Consider the following 23,031-nt stretch of genomic DNA (forward strand, 5'->3'; position numbering starts at 1 on the left):
ATGAGATGTCAGCGTGAACGACCCTCATGCGGGCCTGCGGCGGTCGCGAAATTACGCCGACAGAACAGTGCCGGAGTGGCCTTCTCGACTCCGCTCCAGAGCGCCGTTCTGTCGGCCGTAACGTCCGGAACTACTTCGGCACCTCGACCGGCCGCCGGCTCGGGTGGCTGTCGGGCAGCGAGCGGCTCGGCTTGCTCAGGAGCGTATTTCCGAGGTACAGATAATCGATCTCCGTGTTGAGGAAGGTCCTGATCGCGTCGGCCGGAGTCTCCACGATCGGCTCGCCGGCGTCGTTGTACGACGTGTTCAGGACCAGAGGGACGCCAGTGATATCGGCGAAGGCGGAAATCAACGCGTGGTACGCGCTGTTGGTTTCCTGGTGCACCGTCTGCACACGGGCCGTTCCATCGACATGGCACACCGCCGGGATGACGTTCTCCTTGCCCTGCCGCACATGCGGGACGAGGAGCATGAACGGGCTCTCCCGATCGCTGTCGAACCAATCGGAGACCCGCTCGGCCAGCACCGACGGCGCAAACGGCCGGAACAATTCCCGGTGCTTCACGACGTGGTTGAGGTAGTCCCGCATCTCCGGGTGCCGCGGATCCGCCACGATGCTTCGGTGTCCCAGCGCCCGGGGGCCGATCTCCGAGCCCGTCTGGAACCAGCCGACCGTGTGGTGCGAGGCGATCAGGCGGGCCACTTCGGACACCTCGGCCTGCCGTGCCTCAACGGCTCCGCCGGCCTCGCGCACCGCCTCGTCGATCGCGTCCCGCCCGTATTCCCGGCCCAGTGACGCGGACTTCACGTGGTGCCGCTTCTCGCCGCCGGCAAGCGCGTAGTACCCGTAGTACGCGGATCCGATGGCGACGCCGTCGTCGCCCGAAGGCCCGAAGAAGTACACCTCGTCGAAGCCGCTCTCATTGGCGATCCGCTCATTGGCGACGGAATTGAGCGCAACGCCACCGGTGAAGCACAGTCGACGTCGGCCCGTGATCTGCCGTGCGTGCCGGGCAAGGTAGAGCAGGGCTTCCTCGGTTTCCTCCTGCACCTTGCGGGCGACGTCCTTCGCGAACGGATGGTCCCAGCTGTCACGCTGGCTGCTGTCAAATCCTTCGCCGTCTTCCTTGAGCCAGCGGCGCCAGGCATCTTCCAAGTCCGCAGTGCGCGCATTCACCTTGCCCGCGTCCAGGTGGAGCAGCTGTGGCCAGTCCGGACGGTGCTGCCCATAGGGCGCAAGGCCCATGGTCTTCCCGGCTTCCGGATAACCGCCACACCCGAAGTCCCCGAAGGTGGGATGGCCGTACCGGGTCACGAAGCTCAGCTTCGACGAGAAGAAGCTGTAGAACAGGCCGATCCCGACCTCGCTGTAGTCCTTGGGGAACGAGTCGCCATACACCCGCTTCATGGAGTGACCCTGCGCGTCGAATATCGTGTGCTTCTCGAATCCCGTGCCGTCTTCGGTGAGGCTGCCGACACCGTCGACGACCAGAACCGCGGCATCGTCGAACGGCGATGCGAAGTACGCCGAGTAGGCGTGCGCGAGGTGGTGGGAGGGCGCGGGCAGGATCCGCAGCTTGCTCTTGTCCTTGATGGGGAACTCAAGCAGCATGCGCTTCAGGGCGTTGTCGTAGATCGACTTGTTTCCGACGACCAGGTCCAGGTCGTCGACGCTCAAGTCCGCCGCCTCGAGGCAGTAGTTGATGGCCTTCATGGGCAGAACGCGGGTGAGGTACTCGGACAGCTCTAGTCGGCCGCCGTAACCGTGCACCAGGAATCCAGGTGAGTGCTTCGACCGGTCGAGACGTTCCTCCTCGACGGCCACCACGATCTCGCCGTCTTTCACGATGCAGGCGGATCGATCGTGACCGAGGTTGAGCCCCATCACGTACATTGAATTCTCCAACTGGGATCAAGGACGACGGGTTTGTTCAGTGAACGGCGGTGAGCGCCGGCACATCCGAGCTTCGACGTGGCTCGCCGATCGCACGCCTGCGGTGCTCACCACTGCGCTGTGCCGGGAGTTCGCGGTTCGACACCGGATAAAGCCGCGGTGCGGAGGGACCGTCGACGAATGCGTCATGGACACTCTGGGCCACGTCGGAAAGGCTGCTCTCGCGGATGAGCACCCTGAGTGCATGGGGAGCGACGACGAGATCGGTGCCGAGCGCATCGACGGAGCGCAGGGCCTGCAACATCGCCGGTACCGAGTCCGCTTCGCGGCCGAGCCCCATACCGACGACTGACAACCGCGCGAGGTTGGACGTCCAGTGCAGTTCGTCGAGCGTGCCACGCAGGGCCACACCGGTGAGGAGGGAACGTGCCTCCTCCGAGTCCGCCGCGGACAAGGTGAACGCAACATCGCTGACGCCCTCGGTGCCAAGATTTCCGTAGCGGCAGAGATCCATCTCGATTCGGTGCTCGGCAAGCGCGGCGAATGCCCGTCTCGCGGAATCCGCACTGATGCGCCGTAACACACAGCGCACCAGGCCGTGTTGACTGGCGACCCCGGTGATCGGCCGACCAGTCGGTGCCGCGATCCACGAGTCGTCGGTGTCGCGGACATTGCACGGCCGGTGGTTGCCGACCCAGGTGCCGGGGTCCGAGACGGACTCGTACGAGCGCACCTTCAGGTCGACACCGTGGGTGCGCGCATACTCCACGGAGCTCGGAGCCAGGACTTTCGCACCGCTTGCGGCGAGCTCCGCCATTTCCTCGTACGAGAGCGCGGTGTGCCGGCGGGCTCCTGTGACCTGGCGGGGGTCGGCTGTATACACACCCGACACATCCGTCACGATCTCGCAGTGATCGGCCGCGATCGCGGCCGCCAGCGCCACGCCCGTGGTGTCCGATCCGCCCCGGCCCAGGGTTGTCCGCGCTCCGCCGACGCCGGCCTCGCCCTGGAAGCCCGCGACCACGGGCACGACGCCACTCGCCAGGGCACTGCGCAGCTGACCCGGTTCGATCTTCTCGATCGAGGCATCGCCGTGCCGCTGATCGGTACGGATACCGGCCTCAGGGCCGCCGAACGAACGGCTGGTGACGCCCTGCTGGTTCAGGGCGAGGGAAAGCAGCGCGGCAGACTTCGCCTCACCCGTGCACAGCAGGGCGTCGAGTTCGCGGAGATCGGGACGCTCCGACACGCTGGACGCCAGTGCGAGCAGCTCGTCGGTGGCGCCTCCCATGGCCGAGACGACGACCACGACATCGTGCCCCGCTTCCCGCGTCGCTCGGACCTGCCGCGCCACTTCCGTGATCTTCCCGGCGGTGGCGACTGATGTGCCACCGTACTTCTGCACGATGCGTGCCACGTTGTGCACTCTCCTTCGCCACCGAAAAACGAGAACGTCGAATGTGCCGCCGACGCGCGGAACTTACTGTTCGTGGAGAAACTCACGGATGGCGTATCCGACATGCCGCTGGTCCGTGAGCGTATGTCCGAGAATCCGGTCTCCCGGCCGGAGTTCGGTGATGTTGTGAACACTTGCGCCCGGCCCGAGTGCACGGACATGCCAGTCGTCCTGTGCCACTACGTCGACGAGCGTTCCGTCGGAGGTGCGGGCCTCGATCTGGAGCATCGGACGGGTTTCCATCTTGATGCGTCCCACGATGACGCGTCGAACGTTTCCGTCCGTGCTCACCGCGAGAACCTCGGAGCCGCATCGAAGCTCCGACAGGTACTGCGTGCGGTTACCGGGCGTGAGCGTGTAGGAATGAAGTGCTGCCGCATTGACCCGGAACGGCCGTGTCGGCATGTACGGGAGCGGATGTGTCTCGCTGCTGATGAGCATCAGGCCGGTTGAGTACGAACCGACGAGGATGCCCTCGTTCTGCCTGAGTCGGGTGCAGGTGTCCACGCAGACCCGATCACCGAGCCCGAGATGTGTCAGCTTGACAATCTCGAATTCCTCCATGGCGAGCGAGGCAGTGTCCTCATGACACACGCGCACCAGCTCGGAGACGTCACCCACCCGGCGCGGCCGCAGCAGAATTCCATCGGATCCGCGTTCGAGGACACCGAGCGTCACTACGGCGTCCTCAAGGTCCTCGACAAAGGTCACGATCGAGCCCTCGGCGCGGTCCGCAGCGGCCAACAGGATCTCCAGCGGAATCTTGCTGGGGTCCTGCTGGAATTCGACGAACGTGAAGTCCGCCTCGTTGGCGACCTTGCAGGCAAGGTTGAGCGTCTCCTCGCCGAGCACCTTCACCAGGACACCGGTCTTCAGGTGGGGACGCAGCCCCTGGAACTTCTCGACGATGCTGTGATCGGCGACCAAGAGGTCGACCACGTCGACGAGTTGGTCGATCAGGCTGGTCGGAGTTTCCGGCGCCACGATGGCGACCTTGCGCAGCGTCGGGGGTACGTTTTTGGCGAGCTCCGGATCGTCGACGACGACGCCCTCGACTCCCAGGTGGGCGCTCTCTTCGATGACGGCATTCGCCAGTTCGCCGGTGCAGTCACGGAGATCGATGTAGGCAGACTTCATGTTCTCCCTCAACTCGTGTCCGATTGCCTGTGGCTCAGGAAAATGTTGTTTCGCAGTCCATCTGTCGTTCCGCCGGCAGGAGGTCCGGCGGTGGAGCGGTGGCGTGTACCCGCTGCGCGATGAGGTGTGCCGTCCGTCCCGGGTCGTCGGCGGCGAAGACGTTGCGTCCGACGGCGACGCCGGCGATGCCGGAGGTCATCGCGTCGGTGATGCCGTCGAGGAGCTTCTCCGTTTCGGCGACCACCCCACCGCCGGCGGTCACGATGGGGATCGGGCTGGCATGGACGACATCGACCATCGTGCTGACCGAACCGGTGTAGGGAAGCTTGACGATGTCGGCCCCGAGGTCGGCCGCGATATTCGCGGCGTGTGCCAGCAGAGCGGGGTCGGCGGGATTCGTCAGATGGGGGCCGCGCGGGTAGACCATGGCCAGTAGCGGTACGCCCCAGCGCGCCGCCTGGTCGGAGACCTTGCCCAGGTCGACGAGTTGTGCGGCTTCGTTGTTGGAACCGATGTTGATGTGCACGCTGACTGCGTCCGCGCCGAGTGCCACGGCTTCTTCCACGGAGCCGACGAGAATCTTCGCGTTGGCGTCCGGCGCATAGCGGGTGCTGCCGTTCAAGTGCACGATCAGGCTCAAGTCCCGGAGCAGCTCCGGACGCAGAAATCGAACCCGTCCTTTGTGGACGACGAGCCCGTCCACTCCGTTGTTGGCCATCGCCTCGACCAGTGAAGCGAATTTCTCGGTATCCGCTACCGGACCATCAGCAAGTGAATGGTCCAGTGGAACCAGGAAGATCGCCCCAGAGCCCGGATGACGAAGGCGCTGTAAACGCCGGTGCTTGCCAGCCCAGCAGTATGCTTCGGCCATCTCTACAACACCTCACCCTGGTAAACGCCTTGACCGGCGTCTTCGTGATGCATTTGCGGCGTCGCACATCCCAGAAGACCAGACACCAACCACCTTGTCAACACGCTTACAGGCAAGGCTTGTTGAGACTTTACAAGCTCCCTATACAACGCCTTGACAGTCCGTCATGTGCGGCGTAGGTTGCTCCATGTTCCGCTCGCACGAGCTGGCCCATCAGAGGGCCGGTGCCGCGCCGACTGGCCCGACCAGCATCGATGGTTGCACTGGGCTCGGGTCAGCAGATGGGCGGCCGCACAGCAGCGTCCTTCATATGCAGCCCTCCGTTCACACGCCGTCGGAAGGTATTCGCACCATGAAATACGGCATCTCTTTCCTGCCGGACTGCCGTTGCAGTCAGCGTTCGGCGACCGAGTATCTCGACGATGCGCTCGCCCTGTCCTGCCTCGCCGAGGAGTTGGGGTTCGACTATGTGAAGATGACAGAGCACTACCTGCAGGAATACGGCGGGTACAGCCCGCACCCCCTCACTTTTCTGGCCGCAGTGGCTGCCCGGACACGGTCGATCCGCCTGATGACCGGTGGTATACAAGCCTCCTTCCACCACCCGGTACAGATCGCGGCTCAAGCGGCTCAGGTCGATGTCCTCAGTCACGGACGACTCGATGTCGGGTTCGCCCGAGCCTTCCTTCCCTACGAATTCGACACCTTCGGCGTGCCCATGGAAGGAAGCCGGCAGCGGTACAAGCAAACAGTCGAGGCCGTCCTTCGGCTGTGGACCGAGAAAGACGTCTCGGAATCCAGTGAGTTCTTCCAGTACTCCGGTGTGAACTCCCTTCCGTCAGTGACTCAGATGCCGCACCCGCCGACCTGGGTCGCCGGGCTGATGTCGCCGGAGACGTTTTCCTGGGCGGGTGACCGCGGGCTGAACCTGCTCATGGCGTCTCCGCCGCGCGCTGAGGAACTGCCCAAGGCCCGGGAGAATGTGGAGCTCTACAAGTCGCGTTTCCAGGTGGCCTCGGAGGTCGGCGGAGGATCGCCGCGGGTCGCGATCAGCATCCCGCTGATGATCGGTGAGACGGACGCGGACGCGGTGGACAGGGCGCTGCCTCGACTCCGGGCGCACTGGCAGGTGTTCGGTGAAGCCGCCGAATCTCTGCTGCACAGTCACTCGTCGGATTACGCGAAGTACCCGCAGGCCGTGAAGAAGATCAAAGAGATGAGCGACGACGATCTCATCGAGACGGCGATCGTCGGCTCACCGGAGACGGTCACGGAACGGATCGTTGAGTTCCGGCGCGCGCTGTCCGTGGACACGTTCTTGTGGCACATCGACTACGGCGGCCAGGCGTTCAACGACATGGCCGGCAACCTCCGGCGCTTCCGCGAGAACGTGCTGCCGCGGCTCCCCAAGTGACGCGGCGGGCCTGTGCGTCGGTAGGCAAGTGAAGTCGGCGTCCGGGGGAGGCGCTCGATGCTCCGCCGCTCCAGCGGGTGGCGAACGGGAGCGGCCTGCCCCGTCGCCACCCGCGCCGCCGGTACCTGCACTTCGTCACACCCTGCGGTCACGCGGTCAGGGTCCCGATCCGGCATCCGCTGGGCAGTACCTCGCTTCGAGGTATAGAGTTCCTGACCTCGCTTCGAGGTATACGCCTCGAAAGTCATTGGTTTCACTCGGTAGTCGACAGTCGGGCTTCGTCGAGCCCGGGCGGTGCTCGACTCGAGACGAGGGCGGGAGATTCGTGACAGCAACTACGGGTGTCGAACCGACGGCGCAAGTTGGCCATCCGCGTCGGCGTGGAGCTCGTCGCATCGCTTCAGGCGCAGCATTTCTGGTCATGGGAATGGTATCGGTGATGAATCTTGCGATACCGACGATCTCTGCCAGTGATCTGCATCCGTCGGCGACCCAGTTATTATGGGTCGTCGACGGGTACACCATTGTCTTCGCCTGCTTATTGGTTCCGGCAGGCGCGCTCGCGGACCGGTATGGGCGTAAAGGTTTTCTGCTCGCGGGCCTCATCGTCTACGTCATCGGCTGCCTGGCTTCCGCGCTGGCCCCGACGATCGCATTGCTTCTTGCCGCGCGATTCTTGACCGGTCTGGGAGCGGCGTTCGTGTTTTCGACGACGTTGTCGATCATCGTCAACATTCATCCGGAACAGGAACGCCTCAAGGCGATCACGGGGTGGACAGTCGCTGTCCAGGCCGCCGGTATGGTGGCTGCCACAGCCGGCGGGGCCCTGGTGCAGTTCGGCGGCTGGCGCATGATGTTCCTGGTGTTCGCCGTCCTGGCGTCGTGCGCCACCATCTGTGTCGCGGCATATGTGCCCCAGACGCGGAATGTGGACACGAAGGTGGATCTCGCCGGATCGGCTCTCCTGGTCGTCGGTCTGACCAGCCTTCTCTACATGATCATCGAGGGCTCCGAACTGGGTTGGACCTCGTTGACGGTTGCTGCCTCGGGAATCACAGGGGTCGCGGTCATCGTCTGCTATGTGGTGCGCAGCTGGGGCAAGAGCCATGCTCTCCTCGACACGGCGCTCTTCCGCATCCCCAAGCTTCGGGCCGGGACGGTCGGAGTAATGGTCGGATTCCTGGCGATGTTCGCGCTCTTCTACGTCAATTCCCAGTATCTACAGTTCGCCAAGGGGTACACGCCGATGGTGGCCGGCATCGCCACGATTCCCATGCCCCTCTGGAATGCCGTGGTCTCGGCGAAGAGCCTGCGGGTTGCCGACCGTATCGGCGCGCGCAGGACGATTGCGTCGGGTATGGCGTTCCTGGTCATCGGCTCGTATCTGCTGTCAACACTGACCGCGGCAACGCCGTATGTGGTTCTCATCGTCTACTTGCTGCTGATGGCAACGGGAATCGGGCTCTCCGCGCCACTGCTGTCCAATGCCATCATCAGCTCCCTGCCCCCGAACCGTGTCGGGGCCGGATCGGGCCTCAACAGCCTTATGCGCGAGCTCGGGGCAGCGATTGGCATCGCCACAATGGGGACGATCATCCAGGCTCATTTCTTTTCCCACCTCGCGGGCGGAGAGGCGCATTCGTCTGTCTTCTCCAGACTGCTGACCGGAGGCAACACGGACATGGTCGACAGGTTCGTCAACTCAGTTGATCTGGGATACCGGACGATCGGCACGGTCCTCCTGGTGGCGTCGTTGTTCGTCATCGCCTGGTTCCGGAACGAGAATCCAGCCGAATCCTCATGAGCGCCGGCCGAGAGCACCGCAGCAGACCGTGCTGCCGAGCGCATGCTTGCGGCCTTCGTCCACGCCAGGGACGAGGCAGGTAGAGATCTTGCCTTCCTCGCCGCTGTTCCGCCCGGCACCCGGCCTGGACCTGCGGCTGCAGCCGGCGCCGGCGGATCTCGTGGACATCGGGGCGCGGTCGGTCCTGGCCTGGAGCTGGGGGCCGTTCGGCTCGACCCGCTCAACGGAGCGGGTCGAGCCTGCCGGCCAGGGGTGGGGAGGACGACGGCGCCCCACTGGCTCCGGGCGCCCGACGCCCCTCGCTCCAGCACGGCAAGGGGCCCGTGCAGGGCCTGGGCAGGTACGACAGAGGCCACGGTCCGACCGTCTCTGCCTGAAGCATCGTGGGTCGCACCGGCGCGCGGCATCAGGACCGCCTTCATCGCTGTTCTCGGGATCGCAGCCCTATCCGAGTGCGGTGAGTTCGGCGAGTTCGCCGGCTTCGAGTCGCACGGTGGCCGCCGCGAGGTTGTCTTCGAGGTGCGCGACCTTGGCCGTGCCAGGGATGGGCAGCATCACCGGGGAAGTGGCCAGCAGCCAGGCAAGCGCCACCTGGGCCGGAGTGGCCCGGTGACGGGTGGCGATCCGATCGAGAGGGCCACCGGGGCCGGCGAGCGCACCCGCGGCGACGGGCGCCCACGGCATGAACCCGATCCCGTTGACCTCGCAGTACTCGAGTACCGCCGCGGAGGAACGGTCCGTGAGGTTGTAGCGGTTCTGCACGGTGGCGATCTCGGTGATGGTCCGTGCCCGTTCGATCTGCTCGACACTGACCTCGGAAAGCCCCACCGCAGCGATCTTGCCCTCGGCCTTGAGGTCGGCGAGCTCGCCTACCTGGTCCTCAAGCGGGATCGCGGGGTCGACCCGGTGCAGCTGAAACAGGTCGATCAGCTCCAGGCGGAGCCGCCGCAGGCTCATTTCCGCCTGCTGGCGCAGGTATTCGGGGCGCCCGACCGGTGGCCAGGCCCTCGATCCGATGTGGACCGGTCCGTGGTCGGTGTCGATGATGTCCGGGCCGTTGCGGGTCACTCCCGCTTTTGTGGCGATCAGCAAGTCCTCGGGGTAGCGGTGGAGGGCCTCGGCGAGGATCTCCTCGCTGACGTGCGGGCCGTAGGAGTCCGCGGTGTCGATCAGCTGCACACCCAGCTCGACCGCCCGCCTCACCACTCGCACGCATTCGGCCCGATCGGCGGGCGGCCCCCACACGCCGCGCCCGGTCAGCCGCATGGCGCCGAAGCCGAGCCTGGCGACCGGCTTACCGGCGATCTCAAATGTCCCCACGGCTTCGGCGATTGATCTGTTCACGAATGAGTATTTCCTTTCCCATGAGGATTTCCGCTTCCGCGAGCCGGGCGGCACCACCGCGTCCGCATGTGGGCCGCCCCCGGCATGGATTCCCGAGGTCAGATCAGGCGCAATTGCCGTAGATCCGTCAGATACTTCTCGATCAGCGGCCGGGACAGGTGGGGAATGTCCTTCGCCGTCCCGATTCCGGTGGCTCGCACTGCCTCTTGGAACCGTACGGCGGGGACGACCGACCCGGTCAACGGTGTCGCCGGTTCGCGGTAGGCGTGCAGCAGGGGGAGCAGAGAGTGTTGTCGTTGCTTCTCCGGCAGCGCCCGTAGGGCGGCCTCGAACAGCCTGTACCACTCCCGGTAGTCCTCGACCCGGCGGATTGCCATGCCGACGTCGCCCAGCCAGTCGACAACAGTGTCCAGTGATATGCCGTCGTCGTGCGGGTTGACCAGGTTGAACGTGCGGTACCCGGCCGCCCCGGTTCCCAGGGTGGCCACTGAGGCGGCGACGAAGTCACCCGGCAACCCGTCGTAGTGCGCCCGGGGCCGCTGGCCCGCGGCGTTGGTGCGGTAGAACGACTGGGGCGCGATTCCAGTGGTGACCAAGCTCAGCACGAGGCGGGTGAACGTGTCCGGCACGTTGAGCTGCCCGGTGTAGCGGCCGTGCGCCAGGATCATGTCCGAACGGAACACGGTCACCGGCAGCCCGCACAGGTCGTGCGCCTCTCGCAGTAGTACCTCGCCGGCCCATTTGCTCATGGCGTAGCCGCCTGCGTGGCTCCCGTCGATCGGGCGCACCGGGCCGGCCACCCTGATGTCGATGTCCTCGTCCACAGTGAGTGCTCCGTGCGACGCGACGGCCACGGAGGACAGGTAGCTGATCGACTTGAGCCGGTCCGTGAGCGCCATGCGGACGAGTTCGGCGGTACCGACGACGTTGGGACCGAACAGTTGCCGGTAGGGCAGTACGTGGTTGACCAGCGCGGCCGGGTGCACGATGAGGTCCACGGTGGCGGCCAATCGTTGCCAGGCATGCGTGGTCAGACCGAGGTTGGTCATGCCGATGTCACCGGCGATCACCTGCAGCGTGCCGTTGGCGGTCAACTCGGCGAAACGCCGTTTGAGTTCGGTGTCCCCGCTGTCCAACGCCTGTTCCAGGCGCTGGGCAGCGGCTGTGTCATCGGTGCCGCGTACCAGGCAGATCAGCTTGCCGCCGATCGGGGCCAGCCGCTCCAACCATTCCAGGCACAGGAAACGGCCGAGATATCCGTTGGCTCCGGTGAGGAGCACCGCGCTGGGCATATCGGTCGGCTGGGGGAGTGCCGTGGCTGCGGTCAGCGTTGCCTGGTCGATGAACTTGTCCAGGGTGAGGTCCTCGGCCCGCGCCACGGTGGCGTCTTCGCCGTGCACGCTGGCGAACGTGGGTCGTTCCGTGGACGGGCTGCGCAGCTGTTCGATGTGATCGGCGATCTGGCGCAGGCTGTTGGCCGGGCCGATGAGCGTCCCGACCGGGACCTCGGTATCGAAGATTTCCCGCAGCAGGTTTGTCAACGACAGCGCCGACAGCGAGTCCCCACCCAGGTCGGTGAAACGCGTCTCCCGGTTCAGTTCGCCCTCGGCCGTGCCGAGCAGTGCCTGCACGGCACGGCCGACCGTCTCCACGACCGGGCGGCTCACGTCATGCCGCAGCCCGCGCAGCTCGTTGGCCTGTCCCTCCGCCAACTCGACGTAGCGTCGCTCCAGTTGCTCGCCATAGTGGTCTTTCAACCGTGGCCGTATGTGCTTGGTCGAGTCGGACAACAGGCCGTTCTCCTGGCTGAACGGCTCGGTCTCGATGAGCAGATCACGTGGCATTTCATACGGGTTGAGCTCGGCCTCCCTTGCGATGCTCCGCAGTGACTCACTGATCGCTAATTTCAATGCCGTCTTGTCGGCGGCCTGCTCGATTGCCGCATGAGTCGGCACCACCACCGCGAGCAGATAAGCGCGGGAACTGTTCCCGTACACGAATATCTGATGCACCAGCGGACTGGCGGCGAAGATCGATTCCAGCTTCGCCAGCGCCACAAATTCGCCCTGCGAAAGCTTGAGCACGTTGTTTCGCCGGTCTATGTAGACCAGCTTGTCCGGCTCGATCTCGGCCATGATGTCGCCGGTTCGGTAAAATCCGTCCTCGTCGAACACCTCGGCGGTGAGGTCGGGGCGTTGGTAATAGCCGGAGGTGATCAGCTGCGTTTTGACAAGAAATTCTCCTCGAGGGTGCGGGGAATCGGTGGTGAAATAACCGAGCTCGGGCACGTCCACGAGCTTGTAATCCGATACGGGTGGCCGTTGCACGCGATGATCCAGCATCAGGAACCCGGTTTCGGTGGTGCCGTATCCGTTGTGGAACGGAACCTCCAGGCAGGATTCGAGGAAATCGACCAGCTCGGGTGCGAGCGGGGCCGAACCGCACAGGATTCGGATGATGCGGCCGCCGAACACCTCGTCCCGAAAGTGCGCAAGTACCTCGGCGTAGTCCGTTTCCCGCAACTCGGCACGCGTGGCCCGCTGGTCGAGCTGACTCCGGTAGCTCTGGAAGAGCATCTCGCAGACGCGTGGTACCACGGTGAGGTCGGTCGGCCGTATGAGTGCGAGATCTTCCAGGAAAGTGGACAGATCGCTGTTGGCCACAAAGTAGGCGGTGCCGCCATGCGCGAGGGTCGTGGCCAGGATCCTCCTCGCCACGAGATGGCTCTGCGGGAGAAAGTTGGCTGTGATTACGGGGAACTGGCAGCGAGTGTCCCAGTTTGGACGCCACATCAGGGAAACGATCGACTCCGCGTACATGACGCCCTTGGGGCTGCCCGTACTGCCGGAGGTGTAGATCAGTGCGGACAAGGTCTTTCCCGTAGGGCTCTCCGCCGGCAGATTCGGAGCGGGGGGCAAGGCGCGCCCGCTGTCGATGACATGGGAGAGGAGGTCCAGCGAAATCGACGATCCGGTCTCGGCCAGCCGCCGGCACGCGACCGCTACGTGTTCACGGTGCTCGTCGAGCTCGGGGTGGTAGTCGAAGACGATCAACCGGCGGACGGAAGTGTCTCCGGCCAGCGCTTCGACCGCCGTCTCCAACCGTTCGGCGCTCGTGGCGAAGACGCGTGGTGCCGCTTCCGCCACCAGAGGGCGAATATGGGCAACCGTGGAGTTGCTGTGCAGCGGTACGGCGACCGCCCCGACCTGGCTGCAAGCCAGGTCCACGGTGGTGTAGTCGATCCCGGCAAAGCCGAGGACGGCCACGAAATCTCCGGCGCGCAGGGGGTGCTGGGGATGGTGATACCAGTCGGCGGCGACCGCGCGTAAGCGCAACCACAACTCGCCGTATGTGATGGTGTCGAAATGGGGCAGCAGTCGTATTTCAGTACGTCCGGCTACGGAGACGAACTCCTTGGCGCGCTCGGCAAGCGCGGGTCGGTCGCCGTATCCCGTCAGTGTTCTCTTGATGATCTCGGACAACCGCAGTCCGCGTTCGGCGGTTGCCTTGAAGACTTCTGGTAGGGCATTACGTTCAACGAGCTCCGGTTCAGTCGTCAACAGCTGAGCGATGCGCCGTTTCCGATTGGCTTCGAGTTGCGTGCGTGTGGCGTTGATCCGCCAAGTCTTCCCCATTGCTGTACCTTTCCGGCCGTGACCGCTTTCCGTTCGTGCGTTCTGCCTCACTGAGCTGGTGGCTACGTTGTCGTCAAGGTGAGCAGCCCGCCGATTGCCCAGCGTGCGCGTCCGCGCGTGCGCACAAATCCCCAGGCAGCCACTAAGGGGTCTTCTGTTCCCGGCGGAGTCGCATGCGGTCAGTCGTCTCCTCATGCTGGTCCCAGCAGAGCTCCAGTGACACGAATCCTCGCGCGATCATGATGCGGTCCCGGAGCCAGGAATCCGGACTCGCCAGTCGTAGGCCGGGAAGGCGTTCGAAGAGGCGTGGGATGGCCGTCTGCAACTGAATTCTTGCGAGCGGGGCGCCGAGGCAGGCGTGGACGCCCCGGCCGAAGGCCAAGTGGTGCCGGGAAGCCCTGCGCTTGACATCGAACCGGTCGGGATCGGAGATGACCCGCTCGTCACGGTTTGCCGCTCCCCAGTGGACCATGACCCGGTCTCCGCGGCGCAGCCGTGCCCCGTTGAGTTCCGTGTCCGTCGTCACGGTGCGGAACAGCCCTTGGACCGGCGATTCAAAGCGAAGGATCTCATCGGCCATCGTCTTCGTGAGCTGCTCGTCCAGCTGAGATTCTCGGACGTCGAGCTGATGGTCCAGCAGTGTCACGATGCCGTTGCCGATCGCCCGGGTGACCGTCACATGTCCTGCGATGATCAGGTTCATCACCAGCTGCATTACCTGCACGGTCTCCATTGAGGCTTCCTGGGCAGACCGCAGAAGCAGTGAAATCAGGTCGTCCTCATCGGCCGCTTTCTTGTCCTGGAACAGATCCATGATGTAGTGCTGCATAGCAACAACACTGTGCGCATACTCAGTGCGATCCGATATCGGATGCGCTGATTCGGACAAACGAAGCCAGTCGTAGCTCCACCGGTGTAGCTGGGGGACGTCATTCTGCGGTATTCCGAGGATCTGTCCCATGGTGATCAGTGGCAGTGGCCACGCATACCGCTCGATGATGTCAATGTGCCCGGCGTCGATGAATCCATCGATCAACTCATCGACGGTCTTCCGAATGAAGGGATCCAGCTGCGCCACCCTGCCGGGCGTGAAGACGCGACCGACCATGGCGCGCAGTCGGCGATGTTGCTCGCCGTCGCTCTCGGTCAGGTTCGGCGTCAGCGACCAACCCTGTTGTAGGACCTCTCTCACCTCATCGGGCTGATCTCCCGCAGAGAGGCGAACGGCATTCTCCGAAGAGTAGGTCTCCGGATCGAGTGCCACGGTCAAGACGTCTTCATGGCGCGTCACCACCCAGACGTTCCTGATCTCGTCAAAGAATATGGGGCACTCGTCGCGCATCCGCTGGTACACCGGATATGGGTTGTCGAGTTGGCTGTCCGACAGGGGATCAAAGCGGAAAGTTGTCATCGTGCAGCCTCCGTGCCGAGAGAACGAACGCGGGGCCCCAGGTTCAGGGCAGGCGCTGGAATGATGAGCGGTAGTACAGCAGAGGGGAATCTGCTTCGGCCTGGTCAAGGTTGGTGACCTGTCCGATGGCTATGACGTGATCTCCGCCGTCGAACTCCCGGGCCAGTGAGCAGTCGATCCAACCGAGGACGCCATGGAGTAAGGGGGATCCGTTGGGCGACTCGGTCCACTTCACGCCGGAGAACTTGTCCCCACCGGATCGAGCGAATTGTTGGCAGATGCCTTCCTGATGGCCCGCCAGGATATTCACGCAGAATCGATTTTCCTGTCGGATGAGCGGCCACGTGAGCGAGTCGCGCCCGATGCACAGTGTGATGTAGGGAGGATCCAGCGATAGCGAACTGAAGGATTGGCAGGTGAGTCCCACCGGCCTGTCCTGGTGCCGTGCCGTCACGACCGTCACCCCACTGCAGAACAGCCCGCAAACGGAGCGCAGCTTGGTCTGATCAACGGAAACCGTGGAACTGTTCAGCTTCATTGCCGTCTCCCAACAACTGCCGGTGAAAATCGGGCGTTTCTACTCTCCCGAGAACTCGCCCACTGGGCAGGGCTGATGGCCGTGCGTCGTGCCGCCCGCTTCCGGGGTGCCGTGGTGTCCGTATGCCGTATGGCGGGCAGCGCCCAACACGTCACGGTCGACGGCAAAACCCCGTGCCACGCGCAGGAGTTCCTGGTTTTCCTCCGGTCGTCCCACCGTGACTCGTACGCCGCGTTGGGAGTACAGTCGGACGTCGATGCCGGCCTCCCGGCAGGCCACCGCGAAGTCCAGGCTGGCCGGCCCGAGCGGGATCCAGAGAAAGTTCGTACCGCTCTTCGGTGAGCGGTACCCATATTTCGCCAGTTCGCGATGCATGGATTCGCGCTGCTCGATGATTATCTTTATGCGCAGGTCGCGCTGCCGTATGTTGTTGAGTGATGCGGTCGCTGCCGCCTGGGCGATCGTATCGACGGTGAACGGCAGCATGTATTCATGGATCTTCTGCACCATCGGTGGTTTGGCTATCACGTATCCGGCCGGCAGACCGGCCAGTCCGTCCGCCGCCGAGAACGACTGCAGGACGATCAGATTCGGATGGCGTTGTTGTAGGCCGGTCACATCGACATCCGGCCGCTCGTCGACGAAGTCCGCGTACGTCTGGTCGATGAGCACAGCGGTCGTCGCCGGTAACTGGTACAGCAGCCTTTCGATGTGCCGGCGCTCAAGCACCACACCGGTCGGTTCATTCGGATTGCAGAGGTACACCAGTCCGGTTCGGTTCGATGCCAGGTCGCCGATGTTTTGCAGATCCAGTGCACATTCGTCGGAGAGCGGTACGGAGATCGGGCTCATACGTGCGATCCGTGCCGATGTGGAGATTCCGTCCAGGGTGGGGGAAAGATAGATGATTTCCGATTCGGATTCTTCGGCGGCTGCGGCCAGGGCGACTCCGGTGGCCAATGCCAGTCGACCGGGTCCGACGACGATGTCGTCCGGCGCGCAGTCATGGTGCCGGGCAATCGTCTGAACCAACTGAGCGCACGTCGGGTCCGGATGGCGGTTGATGTCCGGCAGGACCGAACCAATTTCACGGAGGACGTCGGAAGGGATGCGGTACGGAATCTCGTTCAGGGAGAGGCGCCCGCTCCGGGTGTTGCCCATCGCCGCGCGCAGCGGGGTTGACCCAGGTAACGCCGAAGCATCGTCGTTCGCTAGCGTCGACTGCATGTCTGCTTCCCTATGTCTACTTCCCCCGAGTCTGTCTCAAGGGATTCGCACTCATCTGTGGGCCTGCCGGAGTGCCGGATTCCGACGTGCAGTGCGTATGTGCTGACGCCCTCCGGAATCGAATTCGTTGTCTCGCACGGAAAATCTTCAGCACGAAGCCCAACGGCCGTATGGTGGTGCGAGAATTCACGCCAGGGCGTACCTCGGAAGAAATCTCTGCTCAATGAGACGCCATCCGCGGTTCCTTCACCTCAGGTGGCACCGCGTCCTCTGTGACGACCTGCATCAAAGTCTCCACGCGCGGTTCGAAGCGAACCGGAATGGTGGGTGATTCACGTTTCTGCTATGGCCTGTCGATGCAATCCATGGAAGCGACGACGCGCGAATACGTCAAGGGCTGTTCTCGATCGCGTCCGGCCCGGCCTTTTCTCATGGAACCAATTCCGGCCTTGCGTCGTGGCTGGCGAGCGGGCACCCGCCTGGTGCGGAGAGCCGGCCGTCACCTGCGCGGACGCGACACCGGAGGGCATCGGACCGGGCTCCGTCAGGGGCGATTTTCGGCAACGAAACCGACCGGGTGGAAGGTCGAGGCTGGCAAGAAAGGTACGTAGATCCGTACCTCTAGACGTATGGGCAACCAGAACCCTCTTGACCCTGCGCTGGGCGACGTTTGATGATGTCTGCCATGGATGGGTTAGCAGTTGTTGACGTTGCGTCACGCCATCGGGTGCAGCACCGGCACGGCCGGTACGAAGCACCGGGTCGTCGCTCTCTCCTCTCGGGCAGGTCCGATCGATGTTCCACCTCGCGGTCACGCGCATGGAGGGCGGGGCGCACTGCCTGCTGAAGCCTTCTTGTCCTCGGGCATCCTCCTTCGCGCACTGTGGCGCGCTCCCGCCGGGGTCGGGCGCGGGCTTCGGTGTGCCTCCACCTTGGGAAGGGCATGCGAATTCCGTCCAGAAACCAGCTCGTGGCGTTGTTGCTCGTCTCAGCCGCCGGGCTCATGGCGTGTTCCCGCTCCGGGAGCGCTGCCCAGGACGTGGGAGCCTTGGGCCCTCCGCGTCGGGGCGGCACGTTGACGGTGGCGGCGGACAAGGAACCCGACTGCTACGACCCGCAGGTGAGCCCCGCCGACGTCACTGCTTCCCTCATGCGCAACGTCTACGACTCGCTGATCGCCCAGCGCTCCGATGGATCCTTCGCCCCGTGGCTCGCGACCGGATGGAAGGTCTCCCGTGACGGCACCGCCTACACCTTCCGGTTACGCAGGGGCGTGACCTTCACCGATGGCACCCCGTTCGACGCGACGGCGGTCAAAACGAATCTCGACCGGATCGTCGCTCCCGCCACGCAGTCGGAGTACGCCGCCTCGCTCATCGAGCCCTACCGGTCCACGGCCGTCGTCGACCGGCACACGGTACGCATCCGGCTCAGCAGGCCCTTCGCTCCGTTTCTGAGTGCCCTCAGCACGACCTACCTCGGATTTCATTCGCCACGCTCGCTGCACGCCGCCCCGGGAGCGCTGTGCGCGGGCGGACCTTCCGCCGTGGGGACAGGGCCGTTTCGCTTCGTTTCGCACATCAAGGGACAGCAGGCCGAGTTCGTCCGCAACCCTCGCTACGCCTGGGCGCCACCAGGAGCCGGCCATCAAGGCCCCGCCTACGTGGACAAGTTGGTGTTCCGTTTCCTGCCCGTCGGTTTCGTGCGGATCGGCGCGCTGCTGAGCGGGCAGGCAGATGTGGCGGACGGTGTCCCGCCCCAGCACACCCCGACCGTACGCGCGGATCGACGGATGCGCCTGATGAGCCGGGTGCCGCCGGGTGTCGGGTACACCTACTTCCTCAACACCAGCCGGGCCCCCTTCGCCGATCAGCGGATCCGGTTGGCGGCAGCCTGTGCGCTCGACCGCCACACCCTGCTGGAGTCCGTGTACTTCGGACAGCGGCGGCCGGCGGACAGCGTGCTCAGCCCCTCCACTCCCGGACATCACCCGTCGCCCGGCGCTGAGCGGCCCGATCCCCGCCGCGCGGCACGGCTGCTGGACGCGGCCGGTTGGAACCAGCGCGACGAGGAGGGCTACCGAACCCGGAACGGTCACCGGCTGAGCGTCGACCTACCCTTCGTCGCCGACTTCACAGCTCCGGAACAACGCACGCTGGACGAAGGCGTGCGCGCCGACCTCGGGAAGGTGGGAATCGAGGTACGGCTCACCAGGCTGCCGGCCAATGACTTCCTGCCGCGCCGGAACGCGGGGCGGTACGACATGGTGGCCTTCCACTGGCCGGCTGCCGACCCCGATGTGCTGCGTACCCTCTTCGGCACGGGAGCGACCTTCGCCGATGGTGGCTACAACGCCTCCCGCACTTCGGACCGGGTGCTCGACGCATGGCTGCGGGCGGCATCCACCGTCGGAGACCGGACGCGCCGGGACGCGCTGTACACACGCATCCAACGCCGCATCGCCGATCACGGCTACGCCCTGCCGACCGCCGTGGACCAGCGGGTGGTCGGCGTGCACCGGCGGGTGCGCGGGCTGACGTTCGACGCGCACGCATGGCCGCTGTTCCAGGGCGCTTGGCTTGCGGGGGCGCAGTGAGGTCCGGAGTTTCCCGGTACGCCCTGCGCAGGAGCTTCGCCGCACTGGCCGTGGTGTGGGGTTCCGTCACGGTCGCGTTCGTCGCTCTGCACCTCATCGACGGGTCCCCGGTGGACGTCGTCGTCGGCCCCATGGTGAGCGCCACGCCCGGACTGCGTCAGCAGATCGTTCACGCGTACGGCTTCGACCAGCCGCTGGTGGTGCAGTACGGGGTGTGGCTCGGCAAGCTGCTCACCGGTGACTTGGGCTACTCGTACCAGTTGAACGAGCCCGTACCGCGGGTGCTCGCCGACCAGGTGGGTCCGACATGCCAACTGGCGCTGGCCGCCGTGGGGGTGGCCGTAGTGGTGGCACTGGCCACCGCACTGCTCGCTGCCGGGCGGGGACGGGTCATCAGAGCGCTGGTGTCGGCGGGCGAGATGATCGCGGTGTCCGTACCGCAGTTCTGGTTCGGTCTGCTGGCCCTTTCGGTGGTGTCATTCCGCTGGCGGCTGCTGCCGATAGCGGGTGACCAGGGGGTGGCCTCGCTGGTCTTGCCGGCCGTGACACTCGCCGTTCCGGTGGCCGGGACGCTCTCTCAGGTGTTGCGGGCGGGAATGGCGGAGGCCCTCGCCCAGCCGTTCGCGCTGACCGTGCGGGCACGAGGGGTGCGGGAGCCCGTGCTGCTGGTGCGGCACGCGCTGCGCCATGCGTCGCTGCCCGCGCTGAACTTGGCGGGGTGGCTTGCGGGCAGTCTCCTCAGCGGTGCCGTGCTGGTGGAAACAGTGTTCGCCAGGCCAGGGGTGGGGCGAGTTCTGATCACCGCGGTCACCTCCAAGGACACGCCCGTCGTGATGGCCGTCGTGATGCTGTCCGCCACCACCTTCACGGTGATCAACCTGCTGGTCGACCTGGCGGTGCCCCTTCTTGACCCCCGCCTGCGCGACGGACGGGCGATGCGGGGGGCAAGGGCATGAGGTGCCGCCGCGTGCTCTTTGTCCCCCGTGCGCTGACCGCGGCACGGAAGGGCATCGGGAGCGCGCGCTTGAGGCTTCCTCTCGGCAGCGGACTGTCCACCGTTCCGGCCGCGCTGGTGCTCACCGTGACACTGCTGGCCGCCGTCCGTCCGGAGCTGCTCACCCAGCACGCGCCGGACGCGACATCCGCGCAGGCCCTTCGGCCTCCGGGGAGCGGCCATCTCCTCGGCACCGACGAGCTCGGCCGTGACGTCTTCTCCCGCCTTGTGCACGGCACGCGGTTGTCCCTGCTGATCGGTGCGGGGGCCACGGTCATCGGCGCCACCGTGGGCACGCTGGTCGGCCTCGCCGCGGGCCTGTGCGGGCAAGTCGTGGACGGAGTGCTGATGCGTTGCACCGAAGTCCTGATGGCCTTTCCCGAGCTGTTGCTCGCATTGCTGGTGATCACGGTGACCGGACCGGGGACGGCGAACCTGGTCCTCTCCGTCGGCATTGCCGGCGCACCGGGGTATGCGCGCGTCGCCCGCGCCCGGGTGCTCGCGGTACGCAGCGCGGGATTCGTGGAGGCCGGCACCGTGCTGGGCCTGCGGCGCCGTCACCTGGTGACCCGGCACATACTGCCGAACACGACCGGCCCTCTGCTCGTCCTCGCCACGGTCGGCTTCGGCGGTGCCATGGTCTCCGGTGCTGCGCTCAGCTATCTCGGGCTCGGGCCCCAGCCGCCGTCGACCGATTGGGGCACGCTGCTGGCAGAAGGCCAGGAATACCTCCAACTCGCCTGGTGGCCCACGACGTTCCCCGGCTGTGCGGTGACCGTCCTGGCCATGTCCGTGACCGCCCTCGGCCGTCGGCTCGGCGGCAGCGTCAAGGGGGTGGGCCGGTGACCAGCAGCGCCACGTCGCATGCCCCGTTGGTCGAATGCGACGGGCTGACGGTGGAATTCGCCGGTTCCGGCGGCCGGGTGACGGCCGTCGACGGCGTGACGCTGGCCATCGGACCCGGCGAGTGTCTGGCACTGGTCGGGCAGTCCGGATCGGGGAAGAGCGTCACCGCCCGGGCGCTGGTCGGCCTCGCCGGTCCGGGTGCGCGGGTCACCGCCCGGCGCTGGACGGTCGGGGGGCGCGACGCTTCCCGCTGGGGGCCGGGGGCCTGGCGCCGGGTACGCGGGCGTCAGATCGGATTGGTGCTTCAGGATGCGCTGGTGGCGCTCGACGGGATGCGCAGCGTCGGTGCCGAGGTGGCCGAACCGCTGCGTGCCCACCGGATCGTGCCGCGAGCCGAGACCGCGGACCGGGTGGTGCGGCTGCTGTCCGATGTCGGCGTACCGGATCCCTTGCGGCGTGCTGCGCAGTACCCCCACCAGCTCTCCGGCGGTCTGCGCCAGCGTGCACTGTTGGCCGCCGGGCTCGCCGCCGGTCCCGCCCTTCTCATCGCCGACGAGCCGACGACGGCGCTGGACGTCACGGTGCAGGCACAGGTTCTCGGCCTGCTGGGACGGTTGCGTGACACGGGCATGGGCCTGCTGCTGATCAGCCATGATCTGGCGGCGGTCGCCACGCTGGCGGACCGGGTGGCAGTGCTGCACGACGGTGCCGTCGTGGAACAGGGACCGGCCGAACGGGTGCTGTCCGATCCGTTCCACGACCGCACCAGGGAGCTGCTGGCCGCCGTCCCGACGGTCGCTCTGCGCCGGCCGGCCGGGACAGCCCGGCCGGACGCCGGATGCCGTACCGCGGTGGCGGAATCCGCCGCGGCGCCCCCCGCACGGCAGGCAGCCGCGCGTGAGACCCCGTTCGGCGGAGCTCGTCCCACCGACCGGGTCCTGCTCGATGTCAGGTCCGTGACCAAGTGCTATCCGGGGCCGCACGGGGAGCGCCGAGCGGCGGTACACGAGGTGTCCTTCCAACTGTGCGCCGGCCGCACGCTCGGCATCGTCGGTGAGTCCGGGTCCGGCAAGAGCACCACGGCCCGCCTCGTCCTGGGCCTGGAGACCCCGGACTTCGGCTCGGTGCATTTCGACGACGAGGTCTGGAGCGGCTTGGCAGAGTCACGGCGCCGTCCCCGGCGCAGGCACATCCAGCTCGTCCAGCAGGACCCGCTGAGTTCCCTTGACCCGCGGTGCACCATTGGCCGGCTGCTGGAGGAGGCGCTGGGCGTGCGGGGTGTGCCCAGCGGTGGCACGCGCCGTGCCGAGGCGGTACGGCTGCTGGAACAGGTCGGGCTCGATGCGGCCCACCTGGCACGGCGGCCCGGGCAGCTTTCGGGAGGACAGCGGCAACGGGTCGCCCTCGCCCGATCCCTGGCGCCCCGGCCCCGCCTGCTCGTCTGTGACGAACCGGTCTCCGCGCTGGATGCCACCGTCCAGGCCCAGATCCTCGGCCTGCTCGCCGAACTGCGCCGACGGTACGGGCTCGGCCTGCTCCTCATCTCCCACGATCTGCGGGTCGTCCGCCAACTCTGCGACCACGTGATGGTCATGCGAGGCGGCCAGATCGTGGAACGTGGCAGGACCGAAGAGGTCTTCGACCGACCGCAACACCCCTACACCCGGGACCTGCTCGACGCGCTCCCCTCCTGGGAGCCCCCACTCGCCACACGGGCGGAAGGCACCCGGACGCCCGGTGCGAGGCAGACCGGGCGCTCACCGGGCACGACGAGTCCGCTGAGCTGGTGAACGACCTGACCGGGTGTCGGAAAGCCGTCGGACGGCACTTGGTCCAGCTGACACCGACGGCGGGAGAGGTGGAC

The 23,031-nt window shown here is 65.8% G+C and carries 15 protein-coding genes; 6 read left to right on the plus strand and 9 right to left on the minus strand.

Annotated features, from left to right (window positions below; all coding sequences use genetic code 11):
- Positions 1-130: 130 nt before the first annotated feature.
- The 4 genes from ACO0M4_RS10750 to ACO0M4_RS10765 all read right to left on the minus strand — a co-directional run bounded on the left by ACO0M4_RS10750 (position 131) and on the right by ACO0M4_RS10765 (position 5,358).
- Entirely contained in the window at positions 131-1,894 is a 1,764-nt protein-coding gene (locus ACO0M4_RS10750; protein WP_430369631.1) for a carbamoyltransferase family protein, read from the minus strand.
- 37 nt (positions 1,895-1,931) lie between these two features.
- Positions 1,932-3,311 carry an aspartate kinase gene (locus ACO0M4_RS10755; RefSeq protein ID WP_430369633.1) on the minus strand — a complete coding sequence of 460 codons (1,380 nt, stop codon included), beginning with the start codon at positions 3,309-3,311 and terminating at the stop codon, positions 1,932-1,934.
- Between the two features lie 63 nt (positions 3,312-3,374).
- Positions 3,375-4,487, minus strand: a complete 1,113-nt coding sequence (locus ACO0M4_RS10760) for a 3-dehydroquinate synthase II family protein (RefSeq protein WP_430369634.1) — start codon at positions 4,485-4,487, stop codon at positions 3,375-3,377.
- 34 nt (positions 4,488-4,521) lie between these two features.
- A complete protein-coding gene (locus ACO0M4_RS10765; RefSeq protein WP_430369636.1) occupies positions 4,522-5,358 on the minus strand; it encodes a 2-amino-3,7-dideoxy-D-threo-hept-6-ulosonate synthase in 837 nt (278 codons plus the stop codon).
- A 352-nt stretch (positions 5,359-5,710) separates the two neighbouring features.
- Here ACO0M4_RS10765 and ACO0M4_RS10770 point away from each other — a divergent pair, with 352 nt between their 5' ends.
- Positions 5,711-6,772: an LLM class flavin-dependent oxidoreductase gene (locus ACO0M4_RS10770; RefSeq protein WP_430369637.1), complete on the plus strand. Its 1,062-nt coding sequence runs from the start codon at positions 5,711-5,713 to the stop codon at positions 6,770-6,772.
- A gap of 325 nt (positions 6,773-7,097) precedes the next feature.
- Positions 7,098-8,576, plus strand: coding sequence for an MFS transporter (locus ACO0M4_RS10775; RefSeq protein ID WP_430369638.1), 1,479 nt, complete (start codon positions 7,098-7,100; stop codon positions 8,574-8,576).
- 444 nt (positions 8,577-9,020) lie between these two features.
- Here the strand turns inward: ACO0M4_RS10775 and ACO0M4_RS10780 are convergent, their stop codons facing one another.
- From ACO0M4_RS10780 to ACO0M4_RS10800, 5 genes are all read right to left on the minus strand, one after another.
- The gene (locus ACO0M4_RS10780; RefSeq protein WP_430369640.1) at positions 9,021-9,920 is read right to left on the minus strand and encodes an aldo/keto reductase; all 900 of its coding nucleotides are present in this window, start codon (positions 9,918-9,920) and stop codon (positions 9,021-9,023) included.
- Positions 9,921-10,018: 98 nt separating this feature from the next.
- Positions 10,019-13,555, minus strand: a complete 3,537-nt coding sequence (gene car, locus ACO0M4_RS10785; protein ID WP_430369642.1) for a carboxylic acid reductase — start codon at positions 13,553-13,555, stop codon at positions 10,019-10,021.
- A gap of 142 nt (positions 13,556-13,697) precedes the next feature.
- Positions 13,698-14,966: a cytochrome P450 gene (locus tag ACO0M4_RS10790; RefSeq protein WP_430369644.1), complete on the minus strand. Its 1,269-nt coding sequence runs from the start codon at positions 14,964-14,966 to the stop codon at positions 13,698-13,700.
- 43 nt (positions 14,967-15,009) lie between these two features.
- Entirely contained in the window at positions 15,010-15,504 is a 495-nt protein-coding gene (locus ACO0M4_RS10795; RefSeq protein ID WP_430369645.1) for a flavin reductase family protein, read from the minus strand.
- A gap of 39 nt (positions 15,505-15,543) precedes the next feature.
- Positions 15,544-16,731 (minus strand): pyridoxal phosphate-dependent aminotransferase, encoded by a 1,188-nt coding sequence (locus ACO0M4_RS10800; protein WP_430369646.1) that lies wholly within the window; start codon positions 16,729-16,731, stop codon positions 15,544-15,546.
- A 1,048-nt stretch (positions 16,732-17,779) separates the two neighbouring features.
- On the opposite strand from ACO0M4_RS10800, the gene ACO0M4_RS10805 reads away from it, so the two are divergent.
- From ACO0M4_RS10805 to ACO0M4_RS10820, 4 genes are all read left to right on the plus strand, one after another.
- A complete protein-coding gene (locus ACO0M4_RS10805) occupies positions 17,780-19,327 on the plus strand; it encodes an ABC transporter substrate-binding protein (RefSeq protein WP_430369647.1) in 1,548 nt (515 codons plus the stop codon).
- Positions 19,324-20,283, plus strand: coding sequence for an ABC transporter permease (locus ACO0M4_RS10810; protein ID WP_430369648.1), 960 nt, complete (start codon positions 19,324-19,326; stop codon positions 20,281-20,283). The genes ACO0M4_RS10805 and ACO0M4_RS10810 overlap by 4 nt, the downstream gene beginning before the upstream one ends.
- Before the next feature lie 68 nt (positions 20,284-20,351).
- Positions 20,352-21,167 carry an ABC transporter permease gene (locus tag ACO0M4_RS10815; protein ID WP_430369649.1) on the plus strand — a complete coding sequence of 272 codons (816 nt, stop codon included), beginning with the start codon at positions 20,352-20,354 and terminating at the stop codon, positions 21,165-21,167.
- Positions 21,164-22,957 (plus strand): dipeptide ABC transporter ATP-binding protein, encoded by a 1,794-nt coding sequence (locus ACO0M4_RS10820; protein ID WP_430369650.1) that lies wholly within the window; start codon positions 21,164-21,166, stop codon positions 22,955-22,957. Before ACO0M4_RS10815 ends, ACO0M4_RS10820 begins: the two co-directional genes overlap by 4 nt.
- Positions 22,958-23,031 lie beyond the last annotated feature (74 nt).

It is taken from the genome of Streptomyces sp. RGM 3693 (assembly GCF_050471125.1).
Taxonomy (GTDB): Bacteria; Actinomycetota; Actinomycetes; order Streptomycetales; family Streptomycetaceae; genus Streptomyces.